The sequence below is a fragment of the Dermacoccus abyssi genome (genome assembly GCF_003515945.1).
Classification (GTDB): Bacteria; Actinomycetota; Actinomycetes; order Actinomycetales; family Dermatophilaceae; genus Dermacoccus; species Dermacoccus abyssi.
Genome location: NZ_QWLM01000022.1, coordinates 36,445 through 44,209, shown reverse-complemented (window position 1 = coordinate 44,209; position 7,765 = coordinate 36,445). Strand labels below are relative to the sequence as shown.

Here is a 7,765-nt window from a genome sequence, read left to right as displayed (position 1 = left end):
TGTTCTACAACCGACAGCGCCGCCACTCAGCACTCGGCTACGTCAGCCCCATCCAGTACGAGCTAGCATCAACCCGCACCCAAAAATCCGCCTGACTTAACCACTCACGGTGGAAACCACGATGGGGGTCACGTCAAACTGTCACCTAACCCTGCAGCAGTCCCACGCGCCTCGCGGACGGTCGTCGCATTCTGGGACTGGGTGCCGACAACGCTCCCCCGAGTGGCCCCGCGCACGGCCCCGACTGCCAGGTCACGCAGCCCAGCAGCGGTCCGCACTTGCGTCGCCCGATCAGCCAGCGTCAGAGACATGGAGCAGGTCTCAGAACCGCCAATCTAGTCACCCCGCGCCGGACGCCGACGACGGGAAAGCTAGCCGTTGCGATATCCACGAGAACCAATCGCAGTTCATGTCGGCAAGTTCGCTGTGCCTGCTGCGCACGCCAAGTAGACCGACAACGTCCGGCCGCTCAGCTCTTCACCCCGTTACCACTGAGGCTGCAGGCGGCGACACATAGCCACGAAGTTGTCGTCATTGTTGTGACGGCGAAAGATCGTCTCGGCCGTGGCACCTTCGTTCGCCAGCTGTTCGCAGACTTCGTTGTGCTTCGCGAGGAAGAGTTCGACCGACTCTTCATCTGTCAGGACTCCCTTGTGCTTCACCTGCATGACGCCCGTGGACTCCACCCCGGGCACGCATCGCTCTAGTCGCCGAAACCACCGTGGCCGCTCTACTGCTTCCGCCAAGGCGATCGCTTCGAGTACTCCCGTGTGGGAACAGTCAGCGCTGCGGATCTTCACAAGCAACTCTGGGTCGACAGAACGCGCGGCGCGGTCATGAAGATATTCGGCTTCGGGCGCACGCTTGAGTAGGTCATATGCTCCCTTAGCCAACGCCAGGGCCAAGACCGTCGCCCAGATGTTGGTGCTCAGTCCGCGAACGTCCGGCGCCAGCCAGCCGGTCCAGCGGCGCGTCGCCCAAACAAGTGCACAAGACAGCACCACGCCCACAGCCGTGATCCCGTGAAAATACATACGGGTGGTGCGAGCCCACTCGTTCTTCGACATCGTCACCATGGCCGCAACCGACGACGTCAACACATGCGTGAGGCACATCGCGAGCAGTGCGACTGCTGAAGGCCACTCCAATTGCTGGGCGCCGTGAACGGCCAGGATTCCTGCCATTGCCACAGGCCCGAGCCGGAAGAGGATGTATGTCCACCAAGATCGACTCACGACGATGCTGACAAGGTCTTCGGGATCGGCGTAACGTTCTGGCCATTCCACTGACAGGTAACGGTAGAGCCAACGCAGGGCGAGCGCGATCACGGCTCCCCACACAATGCTTTGGATCAACGGACTCCTTCTCCTTTGCCGACACGACGGTCAATCAGCGAGGAAGCTCCACACGGATCTGTTGAAGCAGGTCGGGGTACGGGTCGGCAAGCTTTCGATCGCCGCGCGCCTCGCTCATCGCGACCCGCAGCTTGTCCGCCGGCAGGTAATAGCGACCACGCGTCGTCCCTTCGGCACGAAGCAGCCCGGCACTGACGAGCACGCCTAGGTCACGAGTCGCTGTCCGGTCCTCGACGCCCGTCCTGTTGATGTAAGTACTACGGCGGATACGCATGCCGAGGGCAGCATCGAACAGGGCGTCGACCGAACGCTCGGGGACACCCGAGTCCACAACGATTTCGTCCAGCATGGCCCAGATTCGCTCGGCGTCCTTGAACCGTCGGCGCAGGGTTTGGGCCTGCTGGTGATGCGCGCGAAGGGAGAACTTCAACCACAGCGTCGCGTCCCGCTCCGGACTCCACGCGCCCTGACCTGTTGCTGCAAGAACGTCGTAGTAATCGCGAGTGTTGGCACCGAGCCACTCCTCGATGCTGGAGAACTCGGGCTCGAGAATGTCGTCAGTCGCCAAGACCAATGTCTGCAGGATGCGAGCCATCCGGCCGTTGCCGTCCCGGAACGGGTGCACCATGACGAAGTTCAAGTGGGCCATGGCCCCACGAACCAGGCTGTGCTCATCGGTGGAGGCCGCCAGGACCTGCATCAACTGGTCGATCAGCTGCGGAACGTCGTCGGAGTCCGGACCCTCGTATACGTTGCGACCGGTCGACTCGTCCTGCACATAGATAGCCCCTCGCCGGTACTCCCCCGGGCTCTTGGAGAAGTCGTGCTCGAGAAGCATGAAGTGCATTGTGCGAAGCGTGTGAGCATCCAAGGTGAAGCCCGGCAGGGTTGCCATCCGCAGCACGTAGGTGAGCACCCGACGGTAACCCTCGATCTCTTTCCAGGTGCGCTCGTCAGCGGTCAGCGGCTCATCCCCTTCGACCGCAGCTGCCGCATCCTGCTCGCTGACCTCGTACCCCTCGATGCTGTTGGAGCCGCGGATCGCACGGGCTTGCGTGGTTCGGCGAAGACCGCCGGACCACCGCTTGGGTGCGCGAAGAACGTCAGCCATCTCACGCCGGATCTCATCGATCTCGTGAAGAACGCCTACGTCGACGACGTCGAGCTCGGGTGTCTCGTAGAGCATGGCTGAGCCTCCTTGTCTCGTTGTCCTAATGATTCGGACATTGAGACAGTACCGCTCAGTGTCCTGATGTCCTAATGATTAGGACATTGAGACACGTGGCGGCGGCCCGCGCTCACACCCGTCACGCCGCGTGTCGCGTCACCCCCTCGTCAGCCCATGCGAGAGGATGACAGGTGCACTGTGCCCTGCGGGGCGTTCGCAACCTGAAGGATGATCGGTGGCCCGTTCGAAGAAGCCCGAGGTTCTCGACGACGACTTCGTCGAGAACATCATCGACATCGATGTCGAAGAGGAGATGCGCTCGGCGTTCCTCGAGTACTCCTACTCCGTCATCTACTCGCGTGCCCTGCCCGACGCGCGCGACGGCCTCAAGCCGGTGCAGCGCCGCATCCTGTTCTCCATGGACGAGCTCGGCCTCATGCCGACGAAGAACCACGTCAAGTCCTCCCGCGTCGTCGGCGAGGTCATGGGTAAGTACCACCCCCACGGCGACTCGGCCATCTACGACACCCTCGTGCGCATGGCGCAGGACTTCACGATGCGCCTGCCGCTCGTCGACGGCCACGGCAACTTCGGCTCCCTCGACCAGGGCCCCGCCGCCTCCCGTTACACCGAGGCCCGCCTCGCGCCGGCCGCGCTGACGCTCACCGAGAGCCTCGACGAGAACACCGTCGACTTCGTCCCCAACTACGACGACTCCCTGCAGCAGCCGTCCGTCCTGCCGGCCGCGTTCCCCAACCTGCTCGTCAATGGCGCCAGCGGCATCGCCGTCGGCATGGCCACCAACATGCCGCCGCACAACCTCGGCGAAGTCGTCCAGGCCGCCGTCCACCTCATCAAGAACCCCGACTGCAGCCTCGACGACCTCATGCGCTTCGTCCCCGGCCCCGACCTGCCCATGGGCGGGCGCATCGTCGGCCTCGGGGGCGTGCGCGACGCGTACCTCTCCGGCCGCGGTTCCTTCCGCACCCGCGCCACCTGCAGCATCGAGAACGTCACGCCCCGCAAGAAGGGCATCGTCGTCACGGAACTGCCCTACATGGTCGGCCCTGAAAAGGTCATCGACCGCATGCGCGACCTCGTGAGCAGCAAGAAACTGCAGGGCATCTCGGACGTCAAGGACCTCTCGGACCGCCACCACGGCCTGCGCCTCGTCATCGAACTCAAGAACGGCTTCAACCCCGACGCCGTGCTCGAACAGCTCTACAAGCTCACGCCGATGGAGGAATCCTTCGGCATCAACAACGTCGCCCTCGTCGACGGCCAGCCGCGCACCCTCGGCCTCAAGGACCTCCTGCGCGTCTACACCGACTTCCGCGTCGACGTCGTGCGCCGCCGCACCGCCTACCGCCTCGGCAAGAAGGAAGACCGCCTCCACCTCGTCGACGGTCTGCTCATCGCGATCCTCGACATCGACGAGGTCATCCAGATCATCCGCTCGTCCGACGACTCGGGCATCGCGCGCGAACGCCTCATGAAGGTGTTCGACCTCTCCGAGGCGCAGGCCACCTACATCCTCGACCTGCAGCTGCGCCGCCTGACGAAGTTCTCCCGCCTCGAGCTGGAGAAGGAAGCCGAAGAGCTGCGCAAGGAGATCGAGAAGCTGCGCGCGATCCTCGCCGACGTCAAGCTCCTGCACAAGGTCGTCTGCGACGAACTGCTCGCCATCGCCAAGGAGCACGGCACGCCGCGCCGCACCGTGCTGCTCGAGGCCTCCGGCGAAACGAAGACCGCCAAGAGCGCCACCCCGCTCGAGGTCGCCGACGACCCGTGCTGGGTGCTCCTGTCCTCCACCGGCCTCGTCGCGCGGACGACGAACGCCGACCCGCTCGGCACCGACGGCAACCGCCGCAAGCACGACGCCATCGTCGCCGCCGCGCGTACGAGCGCCCGCGGTGAGTTCGGCGTCGTCACCTCGACCGGGCGCCTCTTCCGCGTCTCCGCGCTCGAGCTACCGCACCTCGTCGACACCCACGAAGCACCCGTGCTCGACGGCGGCGCACCGCTCGCCGCATTCGTCGACCTCGCCCCCGGCGAGAAGGTGCTCACCGTGACGTCGCTGCGCACCGACTCCCCCGGCCTCGCGCTCGGCACGGCCGCCGGCGTCGTCAAGCGCGTCAACCCGGACTACGCGAACAAACCGATCATGGAAGTGATCACGCTCAAGGGTGACGACGTCGTCGTCGGCGCTGTCGAACTGCAGACCGGCACCGAGGAACTCGTCTTCGTCACCAACGAAGCGCAGCTGCTGCACTTCAACGCTGACGGCGTGCGCCCGCAAGGCCGCACCGGCGGCGGCGTCGCAGGCATCAAGCTCGGCAAGGGCGCCCACGTCATCCACTTCGGCAGCGTCTCGCGCGACGGCGTCGTCGTCACCGGCGCCGGCCACCCGAGCTCGCCGGATGGCGAGATCACCTCGCTCAAGGTCGCACCGTTCGCCGAGTTCCCGGCCAAGGGCCGCGCGACGGCCGGCGTGCGCGCGCACCGCTTCCTGCGCGGCGAGAACCACCTGACCTTCGCGTGGGTCGGCTCCGCGCCGGCGCGCGCCGCCGACGCGACGGGCAAGGCGATCACCCTGCCCCCGGCCGACGGCAAGCGTGACGGCTCCGGTGACACCGCTCCCGGGCAGATCGCGGCTATCGGCACGACGGCGCCCTACACGGACGTTCCGGCCGACGCGTCGGCGAGCGAGGTTGCGGAGCAGACGCCCGTCAGCGCAGCCGAGGAGAGCGCCGAACGCACGTTGAGCCTGTTCGACGGCGACGACGCCTGACCCGTTCGGCCCGCTCTGTGAGTGTTGGCCCGGTCTGTGACCGGCGCGGCTCACAGGGCGGGCCAGCGGTCACATCCTGATTCGTGGTGCCGGACGGGGGTGCGCGTCCCCTACGCAGGTCGGTGCCACCTTCTCACTCGTCATGAGAAGGCTGTCTGTCCTCCTGCCACACCACGCGTAAGGGCCTATGCGCTTCCCGACTAGGCTGAAGGCGTGACTCCCTCGCTGTGCTCTGCCGACTGGGACGACTCCGCCTTACCCGCCTGGGGCAGCGCGAAAGACGCCCGGGTCATCGTCGTCGTGGAAGTGGGCGGTTCGTGGGGGCGAGACGCCGTTGCCGACGCCGGACTCAAGGCACCTGAGGGCGCCACTCTGTACGTGGTGCGCTCCCCCGGTCGTCATGCCGAGACGCCGGCACTGCAGCGCGTCTTCGTGAGCGGTGGTTTCGACAATGAGCCGTGGCTTGTCACCGGAAAACTGAATGCCCCAGGGGTTTCCACGTTCCTTTCGGGTGATGTTGTCGACGAGTCGTGGTGGGCCAAGTTCAGCTTCGAGCGTTCCGACGAACCCGCGCTCCTCGTCTGCACCAACGGTGTTCGTGACACGTGCTGCGCGGTTCGCGGCCGACCGGTCGCCCAGTCGGCCTACGCGGTTGAGCCGACCCGCACGTGGGAGGTGTCGCACATCGGCGGTCACCGCTTCGCGCCGACGGCGATCCACCTGCCGAGTGGGCAGACCTTCGGCCGCCTCACGGGTGACGACGCTGCCGCCCTGGCGCACGTTGCGACGACGGACGCGGTTCCCGCGGAACTCTTCTCACGCGGCAAGCACCGCGGACGGGTGGACCTCTCCCCCGCCCAGCGCGTCGCCGAGACCTGGTGGCGCGAGCAGCACCCCGAGCTTCCGCTGACGCCGCCCGTCGCCCTCGGAGCCGCGACGAAGACCGACGGCGGCGAGAGCGTCGAGCTGCCCGACGGCACGACGCTGCTCGTCACCACGCACAAGGGCCCGGAGCTGCGCGATTCGTGCATCAAGAACCCCAAGCAGTCGCAGTACTACGAGGGCTCGCTCGACCACGCGTGACGGTTCGGCCGGTAACGCGAGGGCTATCCCGCATCCTTGCGCCCGCCAGACCCGAGTCTGGACGTGAGAGTCACGAAGAGGCTTGCGACGCTGCCTTCCAGCCCGCGTCAGTCTGCCTTGGTCGCCCCATAAGGGGCGACCGCGTCATCTGCGGCTGACGTTTCGGGAGGCTCCTCATCCCGTCCGGGCGGACGCTCGTCGTCCCCCTCGCCCTCCACCTCGCGGCGAGCGTCACGCTCCGCAGCCCGGCGCGTCTCGTCGCTGATCTCGTAGCGACGCTTGTAGAGGTCGAGCAGCGCCATTGCCGTCGCAGCCATGGGCACACCGAGAATGCCGCCGGCGAGGCCGAACATCTGCGCACCGAGCAGCGCCGACGCGAACGACACCGCCGGGTGCACGTCGACAGCCTTCGCGCTGATGTTGGGCTCGATCGTGATGTTCTCGATCTGCTGGTAGATGATCGCGAAGACGAGGATGACCAGGCCGTTGACCGGCTTGTCGCTCGTGAGACCGACGAGCACGGGCAGCACGATCGAGATGTACGTGCCGATGTTGGGGATGAACTGCGCAATGAGGCCGGTCCACAGCCCGAGCGCCAGCCAGTACGGCATCCCGATGATCATCATGAACGTGCCGTGCACCGTCGCCGAGATCGTCGCGAGAATGCACCGCGCCGCGACGTAGCCGCCGACCTTCGTGACGAAGACTTCCCACACCGTCAGCACCACGCGCTGCTGTGACGGGCGGAACAGGCCCGCGATCCACGTGCGCAGGCGCGGCATGCCCGCCGAGATGTAGCAGGTGAAGAACACGAGAACGAAGGTGTTGAACGCCGTCGAGACGATGCTCGTCACGAGCCCGAGCACGCCGCCCGCCAGCTGCGACCCGTAGGACGCGACCCGCTCCGGCGTCAGGGAGACCTTCGACAGCATCGTGTTGATGTCGTAATCGGTGTCGAACTGCTCGTTCGCGTAACGCACGAGGTCGGTGACGACGCCCGGCGCCGCCGTGACGAGCGCCTGGATCTCGGACACGAGCAGACTGCCGAACGCGGCGAAGAAGCCGGCGATCGCCAGGCCGAGCGTCAGGACCACGACGCCCGTCGCCAAAGCACGCGGCATGTGCTTGGCCAGCCGACGGACGGCCGGCTCCATCGCGACGGCGAGGAAGAACGCCATGAGGATGGTGAAGATGGCCGAGCCGGCGGAGTTCGAGATGAACCCCAGCGCCGCAACGACGCCCAAGGTACCGAGCACCACCCACGTGGCCCGCCACACCGACCGCGGGTCGAGGGCGATGGTGAGACGGGGCGCGCCCTGATCGGGACGCGCGTCGGAACCGCTCGCTGACATGGTCGTTGCCCTCCCC

5 protein-coding genes are annotated in these 7,765 nt (G+C 66.3%); 2 read left to right on the top strand and 3 right to left on the bottom strand.

What is annotated here, in order from left to right; translation table 11 throughout:
• Window positions 1-485: 485 nt before the first annotated feature.
• Together D1832_RS13975 and D1832_RS13970 are read right to left on the bottom strand one after the other, a co-directional pair.
• Window positions 486-1,355 (bottom strand): hypothetical protein, encoded by an 870-nt coding sequence (locus D1832_RS13975; protein ID WP_147362726.1) that lies wholly within the window; start codon window positions 1,353-1,355, stop codon window positions 486-488.
• A 34-nt stretch (window positions 1,356-1,389) separates the two neighbouring features.
• Entirely contained in the window at window positions 1,390-2,466 is a 1,077-nt protein-coding gene (locus tag D1832_RS13970; protein ID WP_241511024.1) for a Fic family protein, read from the bottom strand.
• 292 nt (window positions 2,467-2,758) lie between these two features.
• Between D1832_RS13970 and D1832_RS13965 the strand changes: the two genes are divergently transcribed.
• Window positions 2,759-5,314 carry a DNA gyrase/topoisomerase IV subunit A gene (locus D1832_RS13965; protein ID WP_118914918.1) on the top strand — a complete coding sequence of 852 codons (2,556 nt, stop codon included), beginning with the start codon at window positions 2,759-2,761 and terminating at the stop codon, window positions 5,312-5,314.
• Between the two features lie 213 nt (window positions 5,315-5,527).
• Entirely contained in the window at window positions 5,528-6,397 is an 870-nt protein-coding gene (locus tag D1832_RS13960; protein ID WP_118914917.1) for a sucrase ferredoxin, read from the top strand.
• A 107-nt stretch (window positions 6,398-6,504) separates the two neighbouring features.
• Here D1832_RS13960 and D1832_RS13955 read toward each other — a convergent pair whose 3' ends face one another.
• Complete coding sequence (locus tag D1832_RS13955) at window positions 6,505-7,749, bottom strand: AI-2E family transporter (protein WP_118914915.1); 1,245 nt, start codon at window positions 7,747-7,749, stop codon at window positions 6,505-6,507.
• Window positions 7,750-7,765: the final 16 nt, after the last annotated feature.